24 protein-coding genes and 1 tRNA gene are annotated in these 24,926 nt (G+C 71.6%); 9 read left to right on the top strand and 16 right to left on the bottom strand.

Features of this window, described 5'->3' with window-relative positions:
- Positions 1–285: 285 nt before the first annotated feature.
- The 5 genes from DEJ35_RS13500 (at position 286) to DEJ35_RS13480 (ending at position 4,235) form a co-directional block, all read left to right on the top strand.
- On the top strand, positions 286–1,497 hold the full coding sequence (locus DEJ35_RS13500; protein ID WP_110862095.1) for a glycosyltransferase: 1,212 nt from the start codon (positions 286–288) through the stop codon (positions 1,495–1,497).
- Between the two features lie 13 nt (positions 1,498–1,510).
- Positions 1,511–1,585 (top strand) — tRNA-Ile (locus DEJ35_RS13495).
- Positions 1,586–1,592: 7 nt separating this feature from the next.
- The gene (locus DEJ35_RS13490; RefSeq protein WP_173033412.1) at positions 1,593–2,717 is read left to right on the top strand and encodes an AI-2E family transporter; all 1,125 of its coding nucleotides are present in this window, start codon (positions 1,593–1,595) and stop codon (positions 2,715–2,717) included.
- On the top strand, positions 2,714–3,559 hold the full coding sequence (locus DEJ35_RS13485) for a DUF1684 domain-containing protein (RefSeq protein WP_111192937.1): 846 nt from the start codon (positions 2,714–2,716) through the stop codon (positions 3,557–3,559). The genes DEJ35_RS13490 and DEJ35_RS13485 overlap by 4 nt, the downstream gene beginning before the upstream one ends.
- Before the next feature lie 175 nt (positions 3,560–3,734).
- Positions 3,735–4,235, top strand: a complete 501-nt coding sequence (locus DEJ35_RS13480) for a DUF3145 domain-containing protein (protein ID WP_027465337.1) — start codon at positions 3,735–3,737, stop codon at positions 4,233–4,235.
- A 70-nt stretch (positions 4,236–4,305) separates the two neighbouring features.
- On the opposite strand, the gene DEJ35_RS13475 is transcribed toward DEJ35_RS13480, so the two are convergent.
- The 6 genes from DEJ35_RS13475 to aceE all read right to left on the bottom strand — a co-directional run bounded on the left by DEJ35_RS13475 (position 4,306) and on the right by aceE (position 12,152).
- Positions 4,306–5,550, bottom strand: a complete 1,245-nt coding sequence (locus DEJ35_RS13475; protein ID WP_110862099.1) for a beta-ketoacyl synthase — start codon at positions 5,548–5,550, stop codon at positions 4,306–4,308.
- Positions 5,551–5,637: 87 nt separating this feature from the next.
- Positions 5,638–5,886, bottom strand: coding sequence for an acyl carrier protein (locus DEJ35_RS13470; RefSeq protein ID WP_017886710.1), 249 nt, complete (start codon positions 5,884–5,886; stop codon positions 5,638–5,640).
- A 122-nt stretch (positions 5,887–6,008) separates the two neighbouring features.
- Complete coding sequence (locus tag DEJ35_RS13465) at positions 6,009–7,061, bottom strand: beta-ketoacyl-ACP synthase III (protein ID WP_258369938.1); 1,053 nt, start codon at positions 7,059–7,061, stop codon at positions 6,009–6,011.
- Complete coding sequence (locus DEJ35_RS13460; protein ID WP_110862101.1) at positions 7,058–7,999, bottom strand: ACP S-malonyltransferase; 942 nt, start codon at positions 7,997–7,999, stop codon at positions 7,058–7,060. The genes DEJ35_RS13465 and DEJ35_RS13460 overlap by 4 nt, the downstream gene beginning before the upstream one ends.
- A 174-nt stretch (positions 8,000–8,173) precedes the next feature.
- Complete coding sequence (locus DEJ35_RS13455; protein WP_027465341.1) at positions 8,174–9,400, bottom strand: CdaR family transcriptional regulator; 1,227 nt, start codon at positions 9,398–9,400, stop codon at positions 8,174–8,176.
- A 7-nt stretch (positions 9,401–9,407) separates the two neighbouring features.
- Positions 9,408–12,152 (bottom strand): pyruvate dehydrogenase (acetyl-transferring), homodimeric type, encoded by a 2,745-nt coding sequence (gene aceE, locus DEJ35_RS13450; protein WP_110862103.1) that lies wholly within the window; start codon positions 12,150–12,152, stop codon positions 9,408–9,410.
- Positions 12,153–12,393: 241 nt separating this feature from the next.
- Here aceE and DEJ35_RS13445 point away from each other — a divergent pair, with 241 nt between their 5' ends.
- Together DEJ35_RS13445 and DEJ35_RS13440 are read left to right on the top strand one after the other, a co-directional pair.
- Positions 12,394–12,882, top strand: a complete 489-nt coding sequence (locus DEJ35_RS13445) for a peroxiredoxin (protein WP_110862105.1) — start codon at positions 12,394–12,396, stop codon at positions 12,880–12,882.
- 56 nt (positions 12,883–12,938) lie between these two features.
- Positions 12,939–13,865, top strand: coding sequence for an alpha/beta fold hydrolase (locus DEJ35_RS13440; RefSeq protein WP_181435585.1), 927 nt, complete (start codon positions 12,939–12,941; stop codon positions 13,863–13,865).
- Positions 13,866–13,967: 102 nt separating this feature from the next.
- Here DEJ35_RS13440 and DEJ35_RS13435 read toward each other — a convergent pair whose 3' ends face one another.
- From DEJ35_RS13435 to DEJ35_RS13415, 5 genes are all read right to left on the bottom strand, one after another.
- Positions 13,968–15,557, bottom strand: coding sequence for an alpha/beta fold hydrolase (locus DEJ35_RS13435; RefSeq protein WP_111192935.1), 1,590 nt, complete (start codon positions 15,555–15,557; stop codon positions 13,968–13,970).
- Complete coding sequence (locus DEJ35_RS13430; protein ID WP_111192934.1) at positions 15,554–16,504, bottom strand: amino acid--[acyl-carrier-protein] ligase; 951 nt, start codon at positions 16,502–16,504, stop codon at positions 15,554–15,556. The genes DEJ35_RS13435 and DEJ35_RS13430 overlap by 4 nt, the downstream gene beginning before the upstream one ends.
- On the bottom strand, positions 16,501–17,676 hold the full coding sequence (locus DEJ35_RS13425) for an acyl-CoA dehydrogenase family protein (RefSeq protein ID WP_111192933.1): 1,176 nt from the start codon (positions 17,674–17,676) through the stop codon (positions 16,501–16,503). The genes DEJ35_RS13430 and DEJ35_RS13425 overlap by 4 nt, the downstream gene beginning before the upstream one ends.
- On the bottom strand, positions 17,673–17,960 hold the full coding sequence (locus tag DEJ35_RS13420) for an acyl carrier protein (protein WP_051596691.1): 288 nt from the start codon (positions 17,958–17,960) through the stop codon (positions 17,673–17,675). Before DEJ35_RS13420 ends, DEJ35_RS13425 begins: the two co-directional genes overlap by 4 nt.
- Before the next feature lie 81 nt (positions 17,961–18,041).
- A complete protein-coding gene (locus tag DEJ35_RS13415; RefSeq protein ID WP_181435584.1) occupies positions 18,042–18,416 on the bottom strand; it encodes a holo-ACP synthase in 375 nt (124 codons plus the stop codon).
- Positions 18,417–18,522: 106 nt separating this feature from the next.
- On the opposite strand from DEJ35_RS13415, the gene DEJ35_RS13410 reads away from it, so the two are divergent.
- Together DEJ35_RS13410 and DEJ35_RS13405 are read left to right on the top strand one after the other, a co-directional pair.
- The gene (locus tag DEJ35_RS13410; RefSeq protein WP_110862255.1) at positions 18,523–19,593 is read left to right on the top strand and encodes a hypothetical protein; all 1,071 of its coding nucleotides are present in this window, start codon (positions 18,523–18,525) and stop codon (positions 19,591–19,593) included.
- The gene (locus DEJ35_RS13405) at positions 19,590–21,164 is read left to right on the top strand and encodes a CoF synthetase (RefSeq protein ID WP_258378485.1); all 1,575 of its coding nucleotides are present in this window, start codon (positions 19,590–19,592) and stop codon (positions 21,162–21,164) included. The genes DEJ35_RS13410 and DEJ35_RS13405 overlap by 4 nt, the downstream gene beginning before the upstream one ends.
- A gap of 18 nt (positions 21,165–21,182) precedes the next feature.
- Here the strand turns inward: DEJ35_RS13405 and DEJ35_RS13400 are convergent, their stop codons facing one another.
- From DEJ35_RS13400 to DEJ35_RS13380, 5 genes are all read right to left on the bottom strand, one after another.
- The gene (locus tag DEJ35_RS13400) at positions 21,183–21,734 is read right to left on the bottom strand and encodes a hypothetical protein (protein ID WP_111192932.1); all 552 of its coding nucleotides are present in this window, start codon (positions 21,732–21,734) and stop codon (positions 21,183–21,185) included.
- A complete protein-coding gene (locus DEJ35_RS13395) occupies positions 21,731–22,711 on the bottom strand; it encodes an aldo/keto reductase (protein ID WP_111192931.1) in 981 nt (326 codons plus the stop codon). Before DEJ35_RS13395 ends, DEJ35_RS13400 begins: the two co-directional genes overlap by 4 nt.
- Before the next feature lie 65 nt (positions 22,712–22,776).
- On the bottom strand, positions 22,777–23,310 hold the full coding sequence (locus DEJ35_RS13390; RefSeq protein ID WP_111091396.1) for a hypothetical protein: 534 nt from the start codon (positions 23,308–23,310) through the stop codon (positions 22,777–22,779).
- 43 nt (positions 23,311–23,353) lie between these two features.
- Positions 23,354–24,232 carry a hypothetical protein gene (locus DEJ35_RS13385; RefSeq protein ID WP_111192930.1) on the bottom strand — a complete coding sequence of 293 codons (879 nt, stop codon included), beginning with the start codon at positions 24,230–24,232 and terminating at the stop codon, positions 23,354–23,356.
- Entirely contained in the window at positions 24,232–24,876 is a 645-nt protein-coding gene (locus DEJ35_RS13380) for a SatD family protein (protein ID WP_111091394.1), read from the bottom strand. The genes DEJ35_RS13385 and DEJ35_RS13380 overlap by 1 nt, the downstream gene beginning before the upstream one ends.
- Positions 24,877–24,926: the final 50 nt, after the last annotated feature.

The raw sequence follows: 24,926 nt of genomic DNA, 5'->3' as shown, positions 1-24,926 counted from the left end.
CTCGGGGGCGCCGTTGTTCGCGGTGGCTGGGTTCGTGGTCGCCGCGGGCATCGCCATCACCGGGGTGTTCCTGCTCGCCAAGCACCACCCGCAGACCCGGGCCTGACGCCGGCCGACGCGGGCGACCGGCGCACACGCGGCGCTGCACTCGCCGCGCAACCGGTGGTGCACTCACCGCGCGCCCGGAGGTCGCCGCCCTCATCCGCGCGGCTGACGCGACCGTCGATCCTGGTGCGATAGCGTCACTGCCGACCAGCCATCGCCCACGAGAGGACGACCTCAGCCGTGTCAGGAGACGCCACCACCGCCACCGCCGGACCGACGGGTGCGACGGGCGGTCACCGACCGTTGCGCGTGCTGATCGCAGCGGACACCTTCGCGCCCGACGTCAACGGCGCCGCCACCTTCGCCGAGCAGCTCGCCGTCGGACTTGCCGAGCGCGGGCACGAGGTGCACGTCGTGGCCCCGGCCTCGAGCCGCCAGTACGGCACCTTCGACGAGGAGCACCACGGCGTCACGCTCGTCGTGCACCGCCTGAAGTCGTACAAGTGGCCGCTGCACCCGTGGCTGCGCTTCGTGTGGCCGTGGAGCGTCCGGAAGTGGACCGGCCCGATCCTCGACGCCGTCAAGCCCGACGTGCTGCACATCCAGTCGCACGTGGTCATCGGCCGCGGCATCGTGCACGAGGCGAACGACCGCGGCATCCGGGTCATCGCGACGAACCACTTCATGCCGGAGAACCTGCTCGAGTACACGCCGTTCGGCAAGTGGACGCTGCCCCTCGCGCTGAAGATCGCGTGGAGCGACGCCGCCAAGACCTACCGGCTGGCCGACACCATCACGACGCCGACGAACCTGGCCGCCGACTACCTGCGGAAGGCCATCGCCGGGCAGCAGGTCCTCGCGATCTCGTGCGGCATCGACGCGTCCCGGTACGTGGCGCGCGAGGGACGCCCGGTCAACAACGACATCGTGTTCGTCGGTCGTGTGGCCCCCGAGAAGAACCTCGACGTGCTGGTCCGCGCGGTGGCGCTGCTGCCCGCCGAGCTGTCCGCGACGCTGACCATCGTCGGCGACGGCGAGATGATCCCGAAGCTCACCGCGTTGGCGAAGGAACTCGGGCTCGAGGACCGCGTGCGGTTCCTGGGCTTCGTCTCCGACGAGCGCAAGCAGGAGGCTCTGACCAACGCGACGGTGTTCGCGATGCCGTCCACGGCGGAACTGCAGAGCATCTCCTCGCTCGAGGGGATGGCCTCGGGTCTGCCCGTCGTCGCCGCCGACTCGATGGCGCTGCCGCACCTGATCGACGGCAACGGGTACCTGTTCACCCCGGGCGACGTGGACGACCTGGCGGCGAAGCTCACGACGGTGCTCACCGCGCCCGAGTCGGCGTACGTGGCGATGCGGGAACGCAGTCTGGCCATGATCGAGGCACACGACATCAACCGCACGCTGTCGACGTTCGAGTCGCTGTATCGTGGTGAGCCGGTGGCCTGAGGGTCTCCGGCGAGGGGCGGTAGCCAAGCTGGTCAAGGCAGTCGGCTCATAACCGAACGATCCGCGGGTTCGAGTCCCGCCCGCCCTACGTGCACATGCCAAGGAAGCGCGACACGTCGCAGGACGACCACGCACCGACACCGAACGTCACCTTCGAGGTGACCCGTGGCGGTACCGGCGTGCGCGTGAACGCCTTCCGCATCGGGTTCATGGGCGCGATCGGGGTGCTCGTCGCGCTGCTCGCCGGGTCGATCATCAACGAGCTGAGCACGGTCCTGGTCTACATCGGGGTCGCGCTGTTCCTGGCGCTCGGCATCGACCCCCTCGTGTCGTTCCTGGAGCGGATCATCCCGCGCTGGTCCGCCATCACGATCGTCGTCGTGGTCGTCCTCGGGGCCTTCGCCGGCATCGTCTTCGCCGTCGTCCCGATCCTGGTGGAGCAGACCTCGAACCTGGTCCAGAACTTCCCCGAGATCGTGCAGGACATCTCGCAGCAGCCGTGGGTGCAGGACCTGTCGAAGCAGTTCGCCGGGTCGTTCGACATCGACCACGCGCTGCAGTCGCTGCAGTCCTTCGTCGAGAAGCCGGGCAACCTGCTCAGCGTCGGCGGCGGGATCCTGGCGGTCGGCAGCGGGATCCTGTCCGGGGTCACCGGGGCGCTCATCGTCATCATCCTGATGCTCTACTTCCTCGCGTCGATGCGGGGCATGAAGCGCGCGGCCTACCGGTTCGTCCCGGCGTCGCGTCGCCAGAACTTCATCGACGTGAGCGAGCAGATCACGCAGGCGGTCGGCCGGTACGTCGTCGGGCAGGTGTCGCAGGCGCTCATCAACGGCATCCTGAGCTTCATCTTCCTGCTCATCATCGGTGCGCCGCTGCCCGTGCTGCTCGCGTTCATCGCGTTCCTCGGCTCGCTGATCCCGCTGGTCGGCACGCTGGCCGCCGCGATCGTGATCTCGCTCCTCTGCTTCTTCGCGTCGCCGGCCACCGCCCTGTTCTCGGGCATCTACTACCTGGTCTACATGCAGGTCGAGGCCTACCTGATCTCGCCGCGCATCATGTCGCGGGCCGTCCAGGTGCCCGGCGCCCTCGTGGTCATCGCGGCGGTCGCGGGCGGCACGATCGGCGGCGTGCTCGGCGCGCTCGTGGCGCTGCCCGTCGCGGCGTCGGTCATCATCATCGTGCAGAAGGTCATCTACCCCCGCCAGGAGCAGGCGTGACGAGCGGCGCCGGCGCACCCGACGACGCGGTCGTCGCCGCCTTCGCGGAGCACGTCCACGACCGTGACCGCTGGGCGCGCAGTGCCCGTGGGCCGCTCGCCCTGGTGAACGCCCAGCACGTCGACCACCCGCAGCCGGTCTGGCCGGTCCCCGGGACGTGGGCCCCGGCCGTCGGCGGACTCACCGTGACCGCCGAGGCACCGGACGGCGTCGTCGTCGACGGCGTCCCGGTCGACGGCACGGTCCTGGTGGCCGGGGACACCGCCGTCGTGCCGTCGACCGTCGCGCTGCCGGACGGCCTCGCCGGCACCGTCAGCGGCGACACCCTGCGCGTCTGGGACCCGTCGTCCGAGGCGATCGCCCGCTTCGCGCAGATCGCCCGCTTCGCGTGGTCCGGCGACTGGGTGACGTCCGGTACGTACGTCCCGCTGGTCGGGGACGCCCCGGAGGCCCGTGGCAGCGTCCGTGATGCCGCCGGCGACGCCCTGCCGGTCGCCGGACACGTCGAGACCGTCGTGGGTGGTGCCACGGTGCGCTTCGTCGCCGTCCGGTCGGCTGCCCACCGCGGAGCCGCGCGGCTGCAGCTCATCGTGCAGGACGCCACGAGTGCCCTGCCCGAGGACGACCCGGGCAGCACCTACTCGATGGGGCGGTTCCTGTACCTCGACGACCCCGGCGCCGAGGCCATGGTCGAGCTCGACTGGAACCGGCTGGTCCTGCCACCGTGCGCGTTCTCGTACCAGTACGCGTGCCCGATCCCACCGGAGGACAACCGCGTCCCGGTACCGATCACGGCGGGGGAGCGGCACCCGGTCGACGCGAGCGGTGCCGTTCTGCACTGACGGGTCGTCGTGGCGCTGATCTGTTCGGGTCCTTGCCGTTCCCAGGCGTGGCGCTGCATAATGGGCGTGTCCCGTCGGGACATCACAATCGCATACCGATGGTTCCGTGGCCCCCGGGTCAGGATCCTCCGCACCAGGTCGATGGGGAAGTCGCACCTGACGTATCGGAGGAACCGTGAACGGAACGACGACAGGAGTGCTCTACGTGCACTCCTCACCCCGCGCGCTCTGCCCGCACGTCGAATGGGCAGCAGGTCGCGCGATGAACCGCGCCGTGAACTTCTCGTGGCTCGACCAGCCCGCACAGGACGGTGCGCGCCGGACCGAGTACACGTGGACCGGTGCGGTGGGTGCCGGTGCCGCGATCGCATCGGCCCTGCGCGGGTGGGAACACCTGCGGTACGAGGTCACCGAGGAGCCGACGAGCGCCTCGGACGGCGGCCGCTGGATGCACACGCCCGACCTCGGTGTGTTCTACGCACAGACCGACGTCACGGGCAACATGGTCATCCCCGAGGACCGGGTGCGCTACGCGATGGAGGTCGCGGGCAGCAACGCCCTCGAGCTGCACCGTGAGCTCCGACTCGCCCTCGGTCAGGCCTGGGACGACGAGCTCGAGCCCTTCCGCCACGCGGCCGAGGGCAACCCGGTCGTCTGGCTGCACCGCGTCGGCTGACCCGACCACCGGAACGACGGCAGGCCCGCCCCGACGACGCGGGACGGGCCTCCTGGCAGGGTGCGACGGATCAGACGCTGCGGAACGCGACCACGGCGTTGTGGCCGCCGAAGCCGAACGAGTTGCTGACCGCGAGCAGGTCGCCCTCGGGCAGCGCACGCGGCTCGCGGGCCACGTCCATGACGATCTCCGGGTCCTGGTCGTGCAGGTTGATCGTCGGCGGGGCGACGCGGTTGTGCAGTGCGAGGACGGTGAAGACCGCCTCGATCGCTCCGGCACCACCGAGCAGGTGCCCCGTGGAGGCCTTGGTCGCGGACACCACGACGTCGTCCAGGTGGTCGCCGAAGACCCGGCGCATCGCGTGGTACTCGGCGACGTCGCCGACGGGCGTCGAGGTGGCGTGCGCGTTGACGTGCACGACGTCCTCGCGGCTGGCGTCGGCGTGCTCGAGTGCCTGCAGGACCGCACGGGCGGCGGCACTGCCCTCGGGGTCCGGCGCGGTGATGTGGAAGGCGTCCGAGGTGATGCCGGCACCGGCGACCTCGGCGTAGATGGTCGCGCCGCGGGCTTCCGCGTGCTCCTTCGACTCGAGGATGAGCGCCGCGGCGCCGTCACCGAGCACGAAGCCGTCACGCGTGACGTCGTACGGACGCGAGGCGGTCTCGGGGGAGTCGTTGCGGCGCGACAGGGCCTGCATCGCGGCGAACGCGGCCAGCGGGAGCGGGTGCAGCGCGGCTTCGGCGCCACCGGTGATGACGATGTCGGCGTCGCCGTCGGCGATGTGCCGGTACGCCTCGGCCAGCGACTCGGTCGAGGACGCGCAGGCGGACAGGTAGGTGCGGGCGCCGCCACGGGCACCGAACTCCATCTCGATGGCGGCGGCGGGGCCGTTCGCCATGAGCATCGGGACCGTCATCGGCAGGACGCGACGCGGGCCCTTCTCGCGCAGGGTGTCCCAGGCGTCGAGCAGCGTGTTCACGCCGCCGATGCCGGTCGCCCAGTCGACGATCAGGCGTTCGGGCACGACTGACTCGTCGTCGATCCCGGCGTCGGCCCAGGCCTCGCGCGCCGCGACGAGCGACAGCTGCGACGAGGGGTCGAGGCGCTTCGACTCGGGGCGGGTGAGCTGGTCGGTGAGGAACCGGCGCGCCTGGCCGGCGAACTCCACGGGGAGTTCGAGCTCGGCGTAGCGGGGGTCCTCGATGCGGGTGATGCCGGACTTGCCGGCGAGCAGCGCGTCCCAGGTGTCCGGGGCGGTCGCGGCGAGGGGTGAGATCGCACCGATCCCGGTGACGACGACGGTCTTCTTGGTCATGGGACGACGTGTTCTTTCGTTGGGGTGAACAAGATGAGCGCCGTGGCCCGCAGGGGTCCGCGGGCCGCGGCGCTCAGGAAGCTCGTGTCAGGCCTGGGCCTTGACGATGTAGTCGACCGCGTTGCCCACGGTCTTGAGGTTCTTGACCTCTTCGTCCGGGATCTTCACGTCGAACTTCTCCTCGGCGTTGACCACGATGGTCATCATCGAGATGGAGTCGATGTCGAGGTCGTCCGTGAAGGACTTGTCGGCGGCGACGGTGTCGGTGGCGATACCGGTCTCGTCGTTGATCAGCTCGGCCAGGCCGGCGAGGACTTCTTCGTTGGACAGGGCCATGAGTGTTCTCCTTGAAGGGGGGTGTCGTTTGACCGTTGACCAGCCTAGGGCACGCGGGGTCCGGGTGCGCGGAGGCTCGTCGGGATGGGGACCGGGCGCGCGGTTGCGCGACCGGGCGGGGATCAGGGGAGGACGACCACCTGCGCGCCGAAGACGAGTCCGGCGCCGAAACCGATCTGCAGGGCGAGGCCGCCCGACAGGTCCGGGTGCTCCTCGAGCAGGCGGTGCGTGGCGAGCGGGATGCTCGCGGCGGAGGTGTTGCCGGTGGTGGTGATGTCGCGGGCGATCGTCACCGTCTCGGGCAGGCCGAGCTGCTTGGCGAACTCGTCGATGATGCGGATGTTCGCCTGGTGCGGCACGAAGGCGGCGAGGTCCTCGGGGCGGACCCCGGCGGTCTCGAGCGCCTGGCGGGCGACCTTGACCATCTCCCAGACGGCCCAGCGGAACACCGTCTGCCCGGCCTGGCGCATGGTCGGACGCGGTGCGCCGGCCTCCCACTCGTTGTAGGTCGCGGTCATGCCGATGGCGTCCCACTTCGAGCCGTCGGAACCCCAGATGGTGGGGGCGATGCCCGGGAAGTCGCTCGGGCCGACCACGGCGGCGCCGGCACCGTCCCCGAGCAGGAACGAGATCGAGCGGTCGGTCGGGTCGACGACGTCGCTGAGCTTCTCGGCCCCGACGACCAGCACGTGGTCGGCGAGCCCGGACTTGATGAACGAGTCGGCCTGGGCGATGCCGTAGGCGTACCCGGCGCAGGCGGCGCTGATGTCGTACGCGGCGGCCGGGGTGGCGCCGATGCGCTCGGCGAGCAGCGACGCCATCGACGGGGTCGCGACCGTGTGCGTGACGGTGCTCACGAGCACGACGCCGATCTGGGACGGCTCGATGCCGGCCTTCTCGATGGCCTCGCGCGCGGCGGCCTCGGCGAGGTCGACGGCCTCGACGTCCTTGCCGGCTCGCTTGCGGGTGATGATGCCGGTGCGCTGCCGGATCCACTCGTCGGACGAGTCGATCGGGCCGACGAGGTCGTCGTTCGGCACGACGGTCTCGCCGCGGGCGGCGCCGAACGCCAGGATCCGGGTGAACTCGTGGCCGCGGCGCTGCTGGAGCAGCGGGCGCGCGGACCCGGTCGGGAGGCCCGTGGGGGCGTCCGTCGGGGTGGTCGGGTCGGTCATGCGGTTGCGTTTGCTTCCTGGCCCGCGCGCTGCAGCAGGTCGATCGCCGCAGGCAGGTCGTCGGGGGTCTTGATGGCGACGGTCGGCGTGCCGCGGAGGCCGCGCTTCGCGAGGCCGACGAGGGCACCGGCGGGTGCGAGCTCGATGATGCCGGTCACGCCGGCGGTGGAGAAGGACTCCATGACCGCGTCCCAGTGCACGGGGTTCGCGATCTGCTGGACCATCAGGTCGACGAAGCGGCGACCGTCGTCGACCCGGGAGCCGTCGGCGTTCGTCCAGATCGGCAGGGTCGGGTCCTGCACCGTGGCGGTCGCCGCGACCGGGGCGACCCGCTCGACGGCGGGGGCCATGTACCGCGTGTGGAACGCACCGGCCACGGCGAGCGGGATCACTCGGGCCTTCGCGGGCGGGTCGGCGGCGAGGGCCGCGATGGCGTCGGCCGCACCGGCGACGACGGTCTGGCCGCCACCGTTGTGGTTCGCGGGCACCAGGCCGTGCTCGGCGAGGGCTGCGGTCACGGCGTCGGCGTCGCCACCGAGGACGGCGGCCATCGAGGTGGGCTCGAGCGCTGCGGCGTCAGCCATGGCCCGGCCGCGCTCGGCGACCAGGGCGACGGCGTCGGTCGGCTCGAGGATACCGGCGACCGCGGCGGCGGTGAACTCGCCCACCGAGTGTCCGGCGACCCCGCCCACCAGGGCACGACGGCCCTCGGCGAGCAGTGCGTCGGCGGTCACCAGGCCGGCGGCGACGATGAGGGGCTGTGCGAGCGCGGTGTCCTTGATGGTGTCCGCGTCGGAGTTCGTGCCGTGCTCGGCGAGGTCGACGCCGATCGACTCCGACCACTGCCCGACTCGTTCACGAACGGCGGCGTCCTCGAGCCAGGGGGCGAGGAAGCCGGGGGTCTGGGAGCCCTGTCCGGGCGCGACGACGACGATCACCGGACAATCCTCGCGTTCTCGCCCCGCGGGGCCCGTGTGGACTTCCCACACGAATCCCCGCGCGACATTGTCGGGTCTCTACCGTCCGGCAGGTTCGGCCGGCTGGCGATCTGCCACGGGGCGCTCCAGCGCGGGGTGCGCTACCGCCGTGGGGTGCTCCAGCGCCGGGGCGCGCTACCGCCGTGGGGTGATGCGGCGGCGTCCGGTTGCGGACTCGGACATCGCGCCGAGGATGAGCGCCGACTGCACGATCAGGGCGTCGCGCGCGTGCGTGGCGTCCCACCCGATGATGTCGGCGACCCGGCGCAGGCGGTAGCGCACGGTGTTCGGGTGCACGAAGAGCTCGCGCGCCGTGGCCTCGAGCGAGCGGCCGGTGTCCAGGTAGCACCACAGCGTCTGCAGGAGCTCGGTGGACTGGTCCTTGAGCGGGACGTAGATGCGCTGCACCAGGGCCGACCGGGCGAGCGGGTCGCCGGCCAGGGCTCGTTCGGGCAGCAGGTCGTCGGCCAGGGCCGGGCGGGGCACGCCGCGCCAGGCACGCGCGACGGCGAACCCGGCGAGGGCGGCCTTCGCGCTGGTCGACGCGTCGACGACGCCGGGGACCTCGTTGCCGAGCACCAGGTGGCCCTCGCCGAACAGCGGTTCGAGGGCCTGCGCGATGGTCGTGAAGGAGACGGGCTCCTCGCCCTCGGGGACGTCGTCGCGCGGGGTGGCGCGGCCGATCACCACGACGAGCCGCGATCCCTGGACCCCGACCAGCACGTCGGCGTCCATGTGCCGTGCGGTACGGCGGACCTGGTCGACCTCGAGCTGCTTCGGTGCGGTGCCGACGAGCACCGCGACCTCGCCGTGGCCGTGCCACCCGAGGGCGGCGATGCGGGACGGCAGTTCGTCGTCGTACTCGCCGGAGAGGATCGAGTCGACCACGAGCGCTTCGAGCCGGGCATCCCACAGGCCACGGGCCTCGGCCGCGCGGGCGTAGACGTCCGCGGCGGCGAACGCGATGTCGCGGGAGTACTTGAGGATCGCCTCCTGCAGCATCTCGTCGTCGGCGGCGCGTTCCTCGACCACGGTCACCACGACGCGGATGAGCTGCAGTGTCTGCTGCAGGCTCACCGAGCGCAGGAGTTCCCGCGGGGCGGACCCGAAGACGTCGGCTGCGGCGATCCACGGCGTCGACGCGGTGCCCTCGAGCCAGCTGATGAACGAGGTGATGCCGGCCTGGGCGACGAGGCCCACGGCGGAGCGACGCCCCGGCGGCATCTCGCTGTACCAGGGGAGCGTGTCCTCGAGCCGTTTGATCGTCGCGGTGGAGAGTTCTCCGGACACCTGACGGAGCCAGGAGAGCGCACGCTCGCGCGCGCTCTCCTGGCTCTCGTGGTCCGGGCGGACCGTCGTCACGGGTTGATCAGCTCTCGCCGCCCGCGCTGCCGGTGGTGCCGGCGGTCACGTCGTGCAGGCGGTACTTGTCGATCGCCTGCTGGACGAGCGCGCCGTCGACCTTGCCCTGGCGGGCGAGCTGCTGCAGCGTCCGCACGACGACCGAGGGGCCGTCGATGTGGAAGAAGCGGCGAGCGGCCGGACGGGTGTCCGAGAAGCCGAAGCCGTCGGCGCCGAGGGTGGCGTAGTCGGTCGGCACGAACGGGCGGATCTGCTCCTGCACCAGGTGCATGAAGTCGCTCACGGCGACGACCGGCCCCTCGGTGTCGAGCAGACGCTCGGTGACGAACGGCGTGCGGGCCGGCTCGTTCGGGTTGAGGAACGCCTGCTGCTCGGCGGCCACACCATCGCGGTACAGCTCACCCCAGCTCGTGACGCTCCAGACGTCGGCCGACACGCCCCAGTCCTCGGCGAGGAGCTGCTGCGCCTCGAGGATCCACGGCACGGCGACACCGGACGCGAGCAGCTGGGCCTTCGGGCCGTCGTGCTCGCTCGGCTTGAGCAGGTACATCCCCTTGAGGATGCCCTCGACGTCGACGCCCTCGGGCTCGGCCGGCTGGACCAGCGGCTCGTTGTAGACCGTCAGGTAGTACATGACGTTCGGGTCGGCGTGCTTCGGCGAGCCGTCCTCGTTCGTGCCGTACATGCGGTCGAGGCCGGCCTTGACGATGTGGCCGATCTCGTAGCCGTACGCCGGGTCGTACGAGACGACGGCCGGGTTCGTCGTGGCGAGGAGCGGCGAGTGGCCGTCCGCGTGCTGCAGACCTTCGCCCGTCAGCGTGGTGCGCCCGGCGGTCGCGCCGATCATGAAGCCACGGGTCATCTGGTCGCCAGCGGCCCAGATGGCGTCGCCGGTGCGCTGGAACCCGAACATCGAGTAGAAGACGTAGACCGGGATGAGCGGCTCGCCCTGTGTCGAGTACGAGGTACCGACCGCGGTGAACGCCGCGAGGGCGCCCGCCTCGTTGATGCCGACGTGGATGATCTGGCCCTGCGGGCTCTCCTTGTAGGCCAACAGGAGCTCGCGGTCGACCGACGTGTAGTGCTGGCCGTTCGGGTTGTAGATCTTCGCCGACGGGAAGTAGGCGTCCATGCCGAACGTGCGTGCTTCGTCCGGGATGATCGGGACCACGCGGTCACCGAAGTCGGGCGAGCGCAGCAGGTCCTTCAGCAGGCGCGCGAACGCCATGGTGGTGGCGACCTCCTGCTTGCCGGAGCCCTTCTTGACGACCTGGTACTTCGAGTCGTCCGGCAGCGTGAACTGCGTGTACTTCGTGCGACGTTCCGGCACGTAGCCACCGAGCGCGCGACGACGCTCGTGCATGTACTGGATCGCCTCGTCGTCGTTGCCCGGGTGGTAGTACGGCGGCGTGTAGGGGTTCTCCTCCAGCTGCGCGTCGGAGATCGGGATGCGCATCTCGTCGCGGAACTGCTTGAGGTTGTCGAGCGTGAGCTTCTTCATCTGGTGGGTCGCGTTGCGGCCCTCGAAGCTCGGGCCGAGACCGTAGCCCTTGACCGTCTTCGCCAGGATGACGGTCGGCTGGCCCTTGTGCTCGGTCGCGGCCTTGAACGCGGCGTAGACCTTGCGGTAGTCGTGGCCACCGCGCTTGAGGTTCCAGATCTGGTCGTCGGTGTAGTCCTTGACGAGCTCGAGCGCCTTCGGGTCGCGCCCGAAGAAGTTCTCGCGCACGTAGGCACCGTTCTCGGCCTTGTACGTCTGGTAGTCGCCGTCCGGCGTCTGGTTCATCAGGTTGAGGAGCGCGCCCTCGGTGTCACGGGCGAGCAGGTCGTCCCACTCGCGGCCCCAGACGACCTTGATGACGTTCCAGCCCGCACCGCGGAAGAACGCCTCGAGCTCCTGGATGATCTTGCCGTTGCCACGGACCGGACCGTCGAGTCGCTGCAGGTTGCAGTTGATGACGAAGTTCAGGTTGTCGAGGCCGTCGTTCGCGGCGACCTGGAGCTGCCCGCGGGACTCGACCTCGTCCATCTCGCCGTCGCCCAGGAACGCCCAGACCTGCTGGTCCATGGCGTCCTTGATGCCGCGGTTCGACAGGTACTTGGCCTGCTGCGCCTGGTAGATCGCGTTGATCGGACCGATGCCCATCGACACCGTCGGGAACTGCCAGAAGTGCGGCATGAGGCGCGGGTGCGGGTACGACGACAGGCCGCCGCCGGCGTGCGACTTCTCCTGCCGGAACCCGTCGAGCTGGTCCTCGGAGAGGCGCCCTTCCATGTACGCGCGGGCGTACATGCCGGGGGACGCGTGGCCCTGGAAGAAGACCTGGTCGCCACCGGAGGGGTGGTCCTGCGCGCGGAAGAAGTGGTTGTAGCCGACCTCGTACATCGCGGCGCTCGACGCGTACGTCGAGATGTGCCCGCCGACCGCGATGCCGGGACGCTGCGCGCGGTGCACCGTGATGGCCGCGTTCCAGCGGATCCAGCGGCGGTACCGGCGCTCCAGCTCTTCGTCGCCGGGGAACTCCGGCTCGTTCTCCGGCGCGATGGTGTTCACGTAGTCCGTCGTCGGGACCATCGGCACACCGAGGTGCAGTTCCTTGGACCGCTTGAGCAGGCTCAGCATGATCTCGCGACCGCGCTGGTGTCCGTGGGTCTGGACCAGCCCGTCGAGGGACTCACGCCATTCGGCGGTCTCCTGCGGATCCTGGTCGTTCGCCCCGGTGCTGTACGGGTCCTGGTCGTTCACCGTCACCCTTGACCTCGTTCGTTCTCGTGGTGGTGGACATGGTGGCTCCGGTGGTCGGGTCGCGACCGGCTGGGGCCCCGTCCACTCTAGGCCCCAGGACCGACGCTGATGCTGATGGTGACGTGCAGGTGGACGGGTGCTTGCATTCGCGTGTCGTCGGCGTAGCATGGCCGATCGTGCACACGCGATCTGCGGCGCACGGACCCGACGGGCACACCCCACGCCCGAGGAAGAAGCACACGTAGCGATGGCACTGGAGATCGGCTCACTCGCGCCGGACTTCGAGCTCCCGAACCAGTTCGGAGAGCACGTCCGACTCAGCGACTTCCGCGGCAACCGCCCGGTCGCACTCGTCTTCTTCCCGCTGGCGTTCTCGTCCGGCTGCACGAACGAGCTCTGCACCCTGCAGGACAACATCACGATGTTCCAGGACCAGCGCATCGAGCTCCTCGGCATCTCGGTCGACTCGAAGGCGACGCTCCGGTCGTTCGCCGAGACGAACGGCTACGACTTCGAGCTGCTCGCCGACTTCTGGCCGCACGGCGCGGTCTCGAAGGAGTACGGCGTGTTCCTCGAGAAGAAGGGCTTCGCCACGCGCGCGACCTTCGTCATCGACGTGCAGGGTCGGATCAAGGCCTCGATCATCACCGAGCCCGGCCTGCAGCGGGACGTCGCCGAGTACAAGGCGGCCCTCGACCGGCTCGCCGCCTGCTCGGCACCCGTCCCCGTCGGCTAGCGTTCCGAACCCCTCCTGACGGACGCGTCCGCGTCGACGGTCGGACAGGAGGCCCGGTGCACGCCATCGACACCGACCCACGTGGTCACGGCGTCGCCGCTGATGCGTACGCCCCGTACCCGGTGCGCGTCACGCCCGGCGCCTGGGGGCTGACCCGCACGGTCGCGGAGGCCCCGACCGGGCCCGTCGTGGTGCACCACCGCGCCGGCCCGGACCCCGTCCTGCTGCTGCACGGCGTCGCCGGCTCCTGGTCGACGTGGACGCCGCTGCTGCAGGCCGCACAGGGCGTCGGCGTCCGCGGGCTGGTGCTCGTGGACCTGCCGGGCTGGGGGTCCTCGCCGGCTCCGGACGGTCCGCTCGACCTCGACGTCGTCGCCGAGGCGCTGACGACCGTCCTCGACACGCTCGGGGTGCACCGCGTGGACGTCGTCGGGCACTCGCTGGGGGCGTTCGTCGGCATGCACCTCGCCGTCGTGGCGCCCGAGCGTGTCCGCTCCGTCGGCCTCGTGTCCGGCACCACGGTCGCGACCGCCGCCGCCGCCCGTCACCCGCTGCGGGGGCTCCGGACCCTGCCGGCGTTCACGCTCCTACGCGCAGGACTCACCGTCACCGGTGAGGCCGCTGGGCGCATGCTCCGCGGACTCGCGCGGGTCGGGCTGCTGCCGCTCGTCGCCGCGCCGGTCTTCACGCACGTGCGCCGGCTCGACGCGAGTGTCCTCGACGCCTTCGTCGAGGAGCTCCGGCCGACCCGCTTCACCGACGCGGCGCGGGCGGCGGGCGGGTACGACCTCCAGCGCTGGCGGTCGGTGTCCTGTCCGGTCACCGCCATCGCCGGGCGCGACGACGTGTTCGCGCGGGTCTCGGACCTGGAGGCACTGCGGGAGATCGTGCCGCAGGTCCGGACGGTGCTGCTCGACGACTGCGGGCACTTCGCCCACGTCGAGCACCCTGCCGCGGTCACCAGGACACTCGCCCTCGTCTGACCCGCATTGCATGCGTGTGCATCTGGCGACAGACCACGAGTCGTTCGACACGTGGATCGTCGGAACCTGCACCCGCACGGACTGCCCGCCGGGCGGCCCTCGTCAGGTGTGGACGGGGAACGTCGCCGCGACGCGGGAGCGCACCTCGGTGACGACGGCCTCGCGCATCGTCGGGGAGAACAGCGCGTGGTCGCCGTCCTCGACGCGGACGACGGACACCGAGCCGCGACGGTCGTCACCGGGCCAGCGCCGGACGGCCTTCTGCCCGCCGAGCCGGTCGAACAGGGCTGCGTCCTCGGGAGCGACGATCACGACGACGTCGGTGCCGTGCTCGACGAGCGGGCGGACGTGGCCGACGACCCCGCCCATCCGGTCGCGACGGGCGATCCGGTCGCGGACGGCCTTCGGCACGAACCGGTTGTACCGCTCGCGCACCCACATCCGGGCGGGCGACGGGGCGTCGACAGCCCGGACCCCTTCGGCGTACGAGCCGGGCTCGGCCGGGACGCGACGGTAGTCGTTCGGGCTGATCTCGACGACCAGGCGCGGGGCCTCCTCGACGGCGCGGCCCGCGACCCAGGCGCCGGCGCACATGCCGACGAGCACGAGCCGGTCCGAGGGCGTGGCGAGGGCGGTGACGACGGCGGACTGGTCCTCGACCCACTCCTGCGCGAACAGGAAGCTCCGCTCGTCCTCGTGCACGCCGGTGCTCTCGCCGGTGGCACGACGGTCGACCCGGACGACCCGGGCGCCGTCGCGGGCGAGGGCGCGGGCGAGTTCGACCTGGTAGTCGGTGGCACCCACCCGGTGCTCGGCGCCGCCGCTGTGGAGCACGACGACGGGGGCGTCGTGGTGCTGGGCGGACGAGACGGTCTCGATCCCGAACAGCCCCTGATCGCCGAGGTGGACGATCCGCTCCGACACGCGGCCGTCGACGTCGAGGACCTCGTCGAGGACGGGCACGCGGACGGGCACCGCCGTCTCGGGCGCCCAGGTGTCGAGCCAGGCGACGACGGTGTCCACGGCGGCTCCGGGGATGCGGGCGTGGATGCTCGTGCCGTCGAGGAGCTCGGCGCTGCCGGTGACCTCGGTCACGTCGACGCCACCGAGGGCCTTCGGTGGCCGGGCACCCGGACGGACGAGCGCGACGGTGGGCCCGGTGCGCGCATCGAAGGCGAGGTCCGAGAGTGCGGCGGCCTCGTCCGGCTCGACGTCGAACCCGATCAGGCTCTCGACGCCGTCGACCACGCGGTCGGCACCGATCGTGATGGTCGCGAGCGCGCGCTGCCGACGGAGCCACCCCTTGCCCGATGCCGGAGCGTCCCAGACGACGAGGCCGTCGGTGTCAGCGGCCGCGTTCGCCGCGACGAGGGCGGCCGAGGCCAACCCGACGAAGGCGACGTGCTGCACCCCCGTCGTGCGGAGCACGGCGGCGGCGTGGCGCGCGGACCGGACCTGCGCGTCCGGTGTGGTGTCGGCGGCGCCGTCACCACGTCCGGACGGGTCGTAGCGCACCGAGGCGATGCCACGGGCCTCCAGGCGGTCGGCCAGCAGACGGAGCGTGCGGTACGCGATGACGCCCTCCTGCCCGAGCGGCGGGCAGATGACGACGCCGGCGCGCGCGGCGGCGTCGGGGAGCTGGACCGCGGCGCGGATCGCCGGCGTTCCGGACCAGCCGTGCAGCGTGGTCACAGGGCGAGGGCGGCGCGGGCGGACGCCGGCCAGGCGTCGAGGTCCGTGCCGTGGGCGGCGAACAGGGCGATGGTGATGCGCTCCAGGCCGAACGCGATGCAGGCGCTGTGCGCGACCTGTCCGTCCTCGGTGCGGAGGCCGAACGAGGTGCCGAAGTGGTCCTCGTGCAGGTTCGCGGAGCTGATCGCGGTGGCGTCGTGGTCGGGGCCGTAGACCTTCGTCACGAACTCGAACTTGAGCGCCTGCTCGACCTGGTTGCGGGCGAGCATCTGCCCGACGCGGCCGAAGAAGGGGTCGTTCGCGGGGACCACGTCGATCTCGAGCCCGAACGACTCGAGCAGCGCGCGCATCACCGGGATGCTGCCGTCCCGGTGGGCCGCCGCGGACGCGGGGGTGCCGACGTGCACGAACTCGTGCATGTGGAAGGCCTGCAGGCGCATCGGGTCGAGCGAGGGCTCACGGCGGAAGGAGTCGCCGAGGACGTCGAAGGCCCGGCCCGGCTGGGGCACGGTGTCGCCGATCAGGCCGTAGACCGGGTGGCAGACCGCGGGGGTGAGCATGAGGTCGGCCGGCTCGAGGAACCCCTCCCAGCGCTCACCGCGCTCACGGGCGGCGAGCAGTGCGCGGTGGGTGCGGTCGTCGCCGGTGAACCCGGAGATCGACGCGGCGAGGTCCGGGAACGACGCGATGTAATCGGTGCGCTCGAACGACGCGAGCGGCTCGACCGGCGGGAAGCGCAGCACCTCGGCGCCGAGGTGCTGCTGGCTCCGCACCGCTGCGGCGTCGACCGCGGCGTAAACGCGCTCGAAGACCCCGGTGCGCCCGTAGAGGCCGGGCGTGCCGAGGTCGAGGAGGACGCCGTCGGTGAGCAGGCGGGCGCGGAGGGCGGCGCGTGCGGCGTCGAGTGCGGCGGCGGTGTCCGCGGTGGTGGTGTCCGTGATGGTCACAGGATCACTCCCGTCATGATGGCCAGGTCGGCGTCGTTCTTGAGGAGACGGTCGTTGCTCACCATGACGGCGGCACCGTGGGCGTCTCGGAGGTGTCGGGCGATGCTCATCGGACCCGAGGCGGCGTAGCCCGCGATCCCGACGATGCGCAGCGCCTTCGTGACGATGTCGGTGACGCGCTCGGACGCACCGATCTTCAGGGCGTTCGCGGCGAGGGCGTACGCGCTCGAGGCCAGCACGTCCGGGTCGTCGGCGGCGGCGTCGAACCGTTCGGCGGCGTGGCGCACCGAGTCGGCCAGGGCCTGCAGGTCGACCAGGAGCTCGGCCAGCCGGAGGGCACCGGGCGGGGTCGTCCCGACGGCGGCGCGGGCCTGCTTGCGGACGGCGCTGCGGGCACGTTCGGCGGACGATACCGCGATGCCGAGCCAGACCGAGGCCCAGAGCACGTGCGACACCGGCAGGACGGTCTGGGCGGAGATCGTGGCGTAGTCGTCGCGGAACACCCGGTCGGTCGTCGTCTCGGTGTCGAGGATCCACCCGTTGCTGCACGTGCCGCGGAGCCCCATGGTGTCCCAGGTGGACGTCTGCGACAGCACCATCGCGTCGGTGCGGCAGATGAGCAGCCGCTGGTCCGACGCCGGGGCGTCCGGGTCACGACGGGCGGTGACGAACACCGCGTCGGCCTCGGTGGCGTACGAGATCACCGGCGCGTCCTTGCGCAGGCGGATCCGGCCGTCGTCGGTCGGCTCGATGGAACAGGTGGACCGCCGGGCGTCGCCGCCGACGCCGCGCTCGGTGGTGGCCGACGCGACGAGCGCCCCGTCACGGACGGCCCCGATGGTCTCGAGCACGCCGGCACCGTCGCCGCCGTGCCGCCAGAGCGCCATGACCTGGCCCTGGTGCATCGCGAACACCATGCCGGTCGCGGCACAGGCCCGGCCGAGTTCGGTCGCGATCGCGGAGAGCTCGGCCACGGAGGCACCCTCGCCACCGTGCTCGGTCGGCACCGCTGCCGCGAGCAGGCCGTACTCCCGCATCGCGGCGATGGCCTCGCGCGGCGGTCGGGCGTCGCGGTCGACCTCGTCGGCGAACTGAGCGGCGACCTCGGCCACCGCGCTCGCACGCTCGGCGAAGCGGTCGATGACCGACGGTGCGGGCAGGACCAGGGTCACGAGGCGAGCTCCGCGGCGGCGGTGATCGACTCGACGCTCGCGAAGGTGGACCGGTTCAGCACGGAGTCGGGGAACTCGACGTCGAGGTCCGACTCCACCGCGAGCATCACGTTGACGGTGGCGTGCGAGGTCAGGCCGAGGGCGTAGAGGTCGGCGATCGACGCGACGTCCCACGCGTCGACCGTCAGTCGGCCGTGCTCGGCGAGGGCGCGACGGACGGCCCGGTCGGTGGCCGGGTCGGCGATCGTCGCGGTGGTGCTGGAGGGGTTCGGGTCCTGTTCCATGACGGCAACCATAAAGAGGAACGGCCCTCGGGAAACCGCCGTGCGGGTGCGGGAAACCGCACCCCTGTCCGGAGCACCGGGTCAGCGCTCCGAGAGGGCCACCGCCGTCGCCACCGCGAGCCCCCGTTCGTGTGCCAACGAGACCGCGATCGGGCCGCACCCGATCGACTCCGCCAGGGCCGCGGCCGCTCCGGACAGCTCGACCGTGGGGGCACCGCTCGCGTCGAGCACGACGGCGACGTCACGCAGCGGGATCGCCTGGTCCGGAGCCGGCCGGAGCAGCTTCACGACGGCCTCCTTGCCCGCGAACCGGGCAGCGAGCCGCTCCGGGTCGTCGCCGGTGTCGGTGCGCTCCCGAAGGGTGAACACCCGGTCCAGGTACCGCTCGCCGTGCGCCGTCACGGCGTCGACGACGTCCTCGACCGCGGCGAGGTCGGTGCCGGTGCGGATGGTCATCACGAGGAGCAGGCTACGCACGAGTTCTGCACAGCGCATTCCCCGAGGGGCATGGGGCGCCGAGGGGATTCGTATGATCGTCGCCAGGGACCACCGAGGGGGAACGATGGCATCACCGTGGACGGGCATCATCGAGGACGCGCGGCACTACCCGTCGCCGCACAACTCGCAACCGATCGTCGTGCGCGTCGAGGACGACCGCACCGCGACCGTGTTCTACGACCTGCGACGGGGGTTGCCGGCGGAGTCGTTCGGCATCCCGTTCGGGCACGTCTGCGCCGGGGTGTTCCTGGCCGGGCTCGACGTGGTGGCACGGGCGCACGGGTTCACCGTGCAGGAACGGCTCGACCACGCCGAGATGGACTTCGGTCGGCTCAGCGCGGGTCCGGGTGACGACGGTCCGGGGCACGACGGGACGGCGGACGACCACCTGCACCGGCTGGGCACGGTGACGTTGCGTCCGCACGTGGTCACCGCGGACGACCGGGAGGCCCTGGCCGGCTTCCTCGCACGGCGCACCTCGCGCAGGCCCTACGACGCGACGCTCGTCGACACCGACGCGATCGAGGCCGCGTCCGACATCGCGTCGGCAGCCGGGCAGCGCTTCCGGACCACCGACGACCGGGCCACCGTCGACGAGATCGTGCGCGTCAACCAGGAGACCCTGTTCGACGACCTGCAGCACGACGCCGTGCACCACGAGATCCTGCACTGGCTGCGGTTCTCGAAGCGACAGGCAGCGGCCACCGGCGACGGGCTGTCCGCCGAGACGATGCTCATGCCCGGCCCGGTGCTCCGGTTCGCCATGGAGCACCGCGGACTCTGGCAGGCCCCGGGCATCGGCGGGGTCTTCCGCAGGGTGTACCTGTCCACCATGCGGGGCGTCCGACAGCTCGCCTGGCTCGAGGGACCGTTCAGCACCCCGGCCGAGTACGTCGAAGCCGGACGGGTCTTCATGCGCATCTGGCTCGAGTTCTCCGCACGCGGCATCGCCGTGCACCCCTTCGGGACCGTGATCACCAACCCGCGGTCACACGCCGCGTTCGTGGAACGCGCGGGCGTCGACGAGTCCGACGGGCGGATGGCCTGGATGCTGTTCCGCTTCGGACACAGCGACCCGCCACCCCTGGCACACCGCCGACCCGCAGCAGCGATGACCGTCGGGCGGACCCGGTGAAGCGCGCCGCGGTGTTCTCGGTGGTGAGGATCGTCGAGACCTTCGTCGCGCTGTTCATGCCCCGCGTCGGCACCCACAAGCTCCTGCTCACACCGGGCATCGAGCCGCTCCGCTGGACCCTCGGACGCTGGCGCGCATGGCGAACCGCGGAACGGGCTGCGAAGCGGGTCCCCGCGTACCGCGCGTTCCTGGCGGAGTCCGGACGCGCCTCCCGGCTCGACACCCGTGGCGGGATCGCCGCGGCGATCTCGGGACTCCCCGAGATGGACAAGGACTCCTACGTCAAGCGCTGGAGCATCCCCGAGCGCTGCATCGACGGACGCCTGCCCCGACGCGGAGTCGTCGTCGACGAGTCCAGCGGGTCGAGCGGCACCCCGACCAGCTGGGTGCGCGGCCCCGACGAACGCCAGGCCACCCGACAGCTGCTGCAGCTCGGGTTCTCCCGCACCGCGAAGGACCTGTCGAAGCAGCCCTTCGTGCTCAACGCCTTCTCGCTCGGGGCATGGGCCACCGGGATGAACGTGACCGCCTCGCTCACCGAGTCCTCCATGATCAAGTCGATCGGCCCGGACCGCGACAAGATCGTGCAGACGATGCGCGAGTTCGGCACCGACTTCACCTACATCATCTGCAGCTACCCACCGTTCCTGAAGGCCCTGTTCGAGGACGACCGGCTCGACTGGAGCCGGTACACGATCGTCGCCGCGTTCGGGGGCGAGGGCATCAGCGAGAACATGCGCGCCCACATCGAGCAGTACGCGCAGGCCGTGCTCGGCTCCTACGGGGCGAGCGACCTCGAGATCAACCTCGGCATCGAGACACCGTTCAGCGTGCAGCTGCGCCGGGCGATCGCCGCGTCACCGGAACTCTCCGCCGCCCTGACCAAGCAGGGCGAGTACGGGGTGCTGCCGATGGTCTTCCAGTTCAACCCGTTCGGCTACCTGATCGAGACGAACGACCTCGGCGAACTCGTCGTCACCATCGCCCGCTCCGAGAACATCAGCCCACGCATCCGCTACAACATCCACGACCGCGGACACGTGGTGCGGATGAAGGAGCTGCGGTCCGTGCTGCGGGCGACCGGACACGCCGCGCTCGCCGCCGAGGCCGAGCTCGACCTGCCGTTGCTGTTCCACTACGGCCGGTCCGACCTGTCGGTCGACTACAACGGGGCCGTCGTCGCACCGGACGTGGTGCGGGACGTCGTGTACGGCGACCCGGAGCTGCTCGAGGCCGTCGAGAACCACCGGCTGATCAGCTACGAGGACGACCGCGGTGACCGGCAGCTGCACATCGCGTTCCAGCTCGCCTCGGGTGCTGGCGGGTTCGACGCGGATGCCGCCCGGGGCGACGTGATCGCGCAGCTGCGCCGGCTGAACAAGGACTTCTCGAACGCCATCCGCACTGCGCCGCCCGGCACGCTGCCGACGGTGGCGTTCTACCCGTACCGGACGGGGCCGTTCCGCGAGGACGGCAAGAAGCTCAAGAACGAGTACGTGTGGCAGCTGCCGGCCGGGGCGGTCGCGCAGTGGGACCTCGACCTGTCGTGGGTCGCGGCGAAGGAGGCCTGAGCCGAGCCGGTTCCGGCGCTAGTCGTACTGGGGCGGCCAGTCGAAGGGCGCCGGCAGGTGCGGGACCTCGCCGACGGTCGTGACGACGAGGACGATCTGGCGCAGGTCCGTCAGCTCGATCGAGCGCGGGTTGCCGATCCGCCGGTGCCCGTCGACCCACACCGTCAGTTCGCCGCGCAGGCCACCGACGTGCTCCGGACCGAGCGAGACGCCCCACTCGTCAAAGAACTGCCCGAGCGTGAACGTCTGCTCCGTCGGCGACTCGACGTGCACGATGCCCGACGTGTCGTGCGTGTGGATCTCCGCGGCGAACTTCCGGCTGTCCGAGTGCCCGACGTTCGCGGGGACGGTCACCGGTTCGTCGCCGTCCAGGATCGTCAGGTGCGTGTGCACGTGCTCGGCGAGTCGTTCGCCCCAGACGTTCCGGAGCCCGGCGGAATCCGCGCGACCCGTCAGGTCGGTGGGGCGTGGCCAGGGCGGAGCGTCGCGGGCGGTGACCTGTCCGGGCGCGGCACACCCGGACACCAGCAGGAGTGCGGCCGCCGCGACCGCGACGCTCCGCAGGTTCACCAGCGGTCGTGGACGCTCGCGCGGAACCAGGTGTCGTACAGGTCGTGCACGGTGGCGTCCAGTCCCTCGATCGGCGGCAGGTCGCCGGCTGCGGCGTTCGACCGGGCCTGCTCCGGATTGCGGGCGCCGGGGATCGCCGCGGTGACGCCGTCCTGCGCGATGATCCACGCGAGCGCCGCCTGCGGGACCGAGACGGCGTCCGGCAGGGACGCCGCGAAGGTCTGCGCGGCGCGCACCCCGTCGTCGTAGTCGACGCCGCTGAAGGTCTCGCCCTGGTCGAAGGCCTCGCCGTGGCGGTTGTAGTTGCGGTGGTCGCCCTCGGCGAACGACGTGTCGGTCGTGTACTTGCCGGAGAGCAGCCCCGAGGCCAACGGGACGCGCGCGAGGATGCCGACCCCTGCCTCCAGGGCCGCCGGCAGCACGCGGTCGAGCGGCTTGAGCCGGAACGCGTTGAGGATGATCTGGACGCTCGCGACGCCGGGCCGGGCGATCGCGGTGAGCGCCTGGTCGGCGGTCTCGACGCTGACGCCGTAGGCGGCGACCGAGCCGTCGGCGACCAGCGCGTCGAGGGCGTCGTAGACGGCGTCGTCCTCGTAGACCGGGGTCGGCGGGCAGTGCAGCTGCACGAGGTCGAGGGTGTCCTGCCCGAGGTTGCGGCGCGAGCGGTCCACCCACTCGCGGAAGTTCGCGGCGACGTAGTTCTCGGGGACCTGGTCGGCGCGACGGCCCATCTTCGTGGTGATGGTCAGTGGCACGTCGGGGTTCGCGGCACGCCACGCGCCGATGAGCTGCTCGCTCCGGCCGTCGCCGTAGACGTCGGCGGTGTCGAACAGGGTGACGCCCGACTCGACGGAGGCGTCCATCACGGCGTTCGCGTCGGCTTCGGAGACGGGGCCCCAGTCACCGCCGAACTGCCAGGTGCCGAGACCGATGGGGGAGACGGAGCGGCCGGTGCGGCCGAGGGTGCGACTCTGCATGGGTCCGAGCGTAGTCAGGCGCGAGCGAGCGGGGTTCAGCCGGGCGGGGTTCAGCCGAGCGGGGTTCAGCCGATCGTGGAGACGCCGCGGCGCAGGAGCGCTCGCGCCGCCCGGGCGCGGGGGATGACCCACACGGCTGCCCACAGGGCCATCGCGCTCCACAGCAGGATGAGCATCGTCGTGATGAGCGTGCCGTGCTGGTCGCGCATCGACCAGGTCATCGCGATCCACAGCACGCCGAGGACGACCTTGCCCCAGCCGGCGCCCTCACGGTCGGCCTGCGCCTGGACGAGCGGGATCCACTGGTCCGCCGGGACGCCCGCGGGGACCTCGCCCTCCGCGATCCACTCGCGCACCGCGATCGAGCGTTCGTAGCCGCCCTCGGCGCGCCAGGCGCGGCGCTGCAGGACGACGGCGATCGCGGCACCAGCGACCGCGGTCGGGATGCCGACCGAGACCAGGACGGCGGTGGTCGCCTCGGTCCACGAGGACAGGACCAGCATGACCAGGACGACGGCGAAGGCCGCGCCCGTCACACCCGCACCGAGCAGGCGGAGCCGCCCGGCTTCGTCGAGGACACCGACTCCGACACCGTTCACGGGGGAGAGCGTACCTGCGGTGATCGGGGGCCGGGTGCGTTCGTCAGCCCAGTGCCAGCAACCAGCACATGCCTGCGGCGGCGAAGGCCATCGCCCAGCTCACCAGGCTGCCGATCAGGAAGTACTCGGCCTGGTACCCGGTCGTCTCGCGGCGGATCTCGGGGAAGCGGACGATCCCCTTCGCGGCGATCAGCGCGGCGACGACGGGGAAGGCGCCGGCCAGCGAGAACCCGGCCAACAGCAGGCGCTCGATCGGGCCGATCATTCGTCCGCCCTTGAGGGTGACCGTGCCGTCCGTGTCCGTGTCCGTGTCCGTGTCTGCGTTCCCGTCGGCTCCGCGTGCCCGGGTGGTGCGGCGCCAGCCGAAGCGCTTCCGGCGCGTCGGCTCGGCCGCCACCGCACCGGGCCGTGCGTCGGGCGACAGCCCCGGCGGCAGCGCCTGGGCGACGACCACGTTGGCCGAGTCGACCAGGAACAGCGCGGAGCCGATGCCGGCGACGAGCGCCGCGAGCGGGACCGCTCCGACGAACGCCGGGCCGGCGTCACGGTGCCAGTCGACCACGAAGCCGGACGCGTCGGCAGCCGGCGCCCCGAGCAGCAGCACGGCGACGGCGACCGCGAGCAGGACGGCCGGCCAGGACCCGGAGCGGCGGAGCCAGGGGAGTGTCCGAGCGCCACTGCCGGGTGCGCCCCCGGACCGCACCGGGATCGTGGTCGCGACCCACAGGGCTGCGAGGACGACCGTGACCAGCACCGACCAGACCGCGAGGCCGAGGCCGAGCACCGCCACAGCCGTCACGGCGGCCCAGAGCAGGACGATCACCGTGGTGGTCAGCACGCGCCGTGGTACCGCGTCGGTCCCGGTCCGTGCGCGGACGACGTCGGCGAGCCCGACGAGGGTCAGGAGGACTCCGGCGAGCATCAGCGGCCCCCGTCCCCGAGGACGCGCAGGCCCTCGACCAGGGCGGCGACGCCCGACTTCTGCACGGACTGGGACACCGCCGACGGGGTGATCCCCTCGTCCGCGGCGATCTGCGCCTGCGTGCGGCCCTGGACCAGACCGAGTGCGATCCGGCGCGCGCGGGGTGCGAGTCGCGAGACGACGTGGTCGCGGCTGAGGAAGTAGGCGTTCACGAGTCGCTCCGTCGTTCCGTGGCGGTCGTCGGCGTCGTGGTACCAGGACCGCAGGAACGCGGTCCGGCCGTCCTCGCGCCGGTGGGTCTCGTTGATGGCGTCCCGCGCCGACCACCAGCCCGGACCGTCCTGCAGCGGCCCGGCGCCGCCGGTGCCGATCGTCCGGACCTGCCCCCGGCCGATGCCGAGGCGGATCTGCACGGTCGGGGGGAGTGCGAGGGTCGCGGCCGTCGTCGCCACGAGGGCGTCGGTGAGCGTGCCGTAGATGACCTGGAACTCGTCGCCGACGGTGGCGCGCAGGGGATCGAGCGCGGTGACCTCAGCGGTACTGTCGAACGCGCGCTCCACGTCGTGCTGGGCTGCGGAGCGGTCCTCGAGCGTGCGGGAGTCGACCAGGTCGACGATCACGGCGATCACGGGCTCGGACTGCATGGGTTAAGCGTAGAGCTTCATATCGTCGAAAGTAAGTCTGGGGCTAAACC

Origin of the sequence: Curtobacterium sp. MCPF17_051, from assembly GCF_003234595.1 — a bacterium.
Lineage (GTDB): Bacteria > Actinomycetota > Actinomycetes > Actinomycetales > Microbacteriaceae > Curtobacterium > Curtobacterium flaccumfaciens.
Note: the sequence above shows the minus strand (reverse complement) of the source record. Positions and strands in the feature narration are given on the sequence as shown.

Bases quoted from the DNA above. Each gene is read 5' to 3' on its own strand.
- DEJ35_RS13385 (WP_111192930.1), bottom strand. From the start codon at position 24,232: ATGCTCGCCGGAGTCCTCCTGACCCTCGTCGGGCTCGCCGACGTCGTC.
- DEJ35_RS13475 (WP_110862099.1), bottom strand. From the start codon at position 5,550: ATGACCAAGAAGACCGTCGTCGTCACCGGGATCGGTGCGATCTCACCC.
- DEJ35_RS13410 (WP_110862255.1), top strand. From the start codon at position 18,523: ATGGCATCACCGTGGACGGGCATCATCGAGGACGCGCGGCACTACCCG.
- DEJ35_RS13445 (WP_110862105.1), top strand. From the start codon at position 12,394: ATGGCACTGGAGATCGGCTCACTCGCGCCGGACTTCGAGCTCCCGAAC.
- DEJ35_RS13395 (WP_111192931.1), bottom strand. From the start codon at position 22,711: ATGCAGAGTCGCACCCTCGGCCGCACCGGCCGCTCCGTCTCCCCCATC.
- DEJ35_RS13415 (WP_181435584.1), bottom strand. From the start codon at position 18,416: ATGACCATCCGCACCGGCACCGACCTCGCCGCGGTCGAGGACGTCGTC.
- DEJ35_RS13420 (WP_051596691.1), bottom strand. From the start codon at position 17,960: ATGGAACAGGACCCGAACCCCTCCAGCACCACCGCGACGATCGCCGAC.
- DEJ35_RS13490 (WP_173033412.1), top strand. From the start codon at position 1,593: ATGCCAAGGAAGCGCGACACGTCGCAGGACGACCACGCACCGACACCG.
- DEJ35_RS13465 (WP_258369938.1), bottom strand. From the start codon at position 7,061: ATGACCGACCCGACCACCCCGACGGACGCCCCCACGGGCCTCCCGACC.
- DEJ35_RS13470 (WP_017886710.1), bottom strand. From the start codon at position 5,886: ATGGCCCTGTCCAACGAAGAAGTCCTCGCCGGCCTGGCCGAGCTGATC.
- DEJ35_RS13380 (WP_111091394.1), bottom strand. From the start codon at position 24,876: ATGCAGTCCGAGCCCGTGATCGCCGTGATCGTCGACCTGGTCGACTCC.